1 protein-coding gene is annotated in these 733 nt (G+C 74.6%); it reads left to right on the forward strand.

The features are described 5' to 3' along the window. Positions 1-174: 174 nt before the first annotated feature. Positions 175-733, forward strand: a 559-nt coding sequence (locus tag ACI79Q_RS20755; protein ID WP_456615310.1) for an acyl-CoA thioesterase domain-containing protein, incomplete at its 3' end; no start/stop codon positions are given.

Genomic DNA, 733 nt, shown 5'->3' on the forward strand with positions numbered 1-733 from the left:
ATCCGCCCATGCCACTCCCTGGTCCGCGCCTTCCCCGTGACGGCAGGGCGGACCATGACAGGCGCCACCGACAGCAACCGGCCGCCCGCCCAGACATCCGCCGCAGTGCCACCCGATCGGGCGACGGCACGTCCGCCCGATCCTCCTGTGACCGCCTCGGCAAGACTGCCGGTCATGGAGTTCGAGGCCTTCTACCTCCCGCTGGGCGACAACCGGTTCGAGCCCACCCGGGCCACAGAGAGCCCGTGGGACCACAGCGCCCAGCACGGCGGACCGCCGTCCGCGCTGCTGGCCCACCTCGCCACCGACGCCGCCCGTGCGGCAGGGACGGGTACCCGACCGGCGCGGATCAGCGTGGACTTCTTCGGCGCCATCCCCCGCCGTGAGCTGTCCGTCGAGGTTTCCCCCGTCCGCCCGGGACGGCGGATCGACCTCACCGAGGCGGTGATGACCGTCGACGGCCGCACCGTCGCCGTCGCCCGCGTGTGGTCGCTCGCCACCGGACCCACCCCGCCGGTGGTCACCAAACTCAGCCCGCCACCCGCCGTCCCCGACTCCTCGCCCGAGGTCCTGTTCGGCCTGCCCGACTGGGGCTTCGGGCAGGCCATCGACTGGCGCTACACCGCCGGGTCGCCGGAAGAGCCCGGGCCGGCCGACGTCTGGACCCGGGTGCGCGTCCCCCTGGTCGCCGACCGGCCGCTCACCGGTCTCGCCCGGGCGCTCATCACCGCCG

It is taken from the genome of Blastococcus sp. SYSU DS0828 (assembly GCF_054050975.1).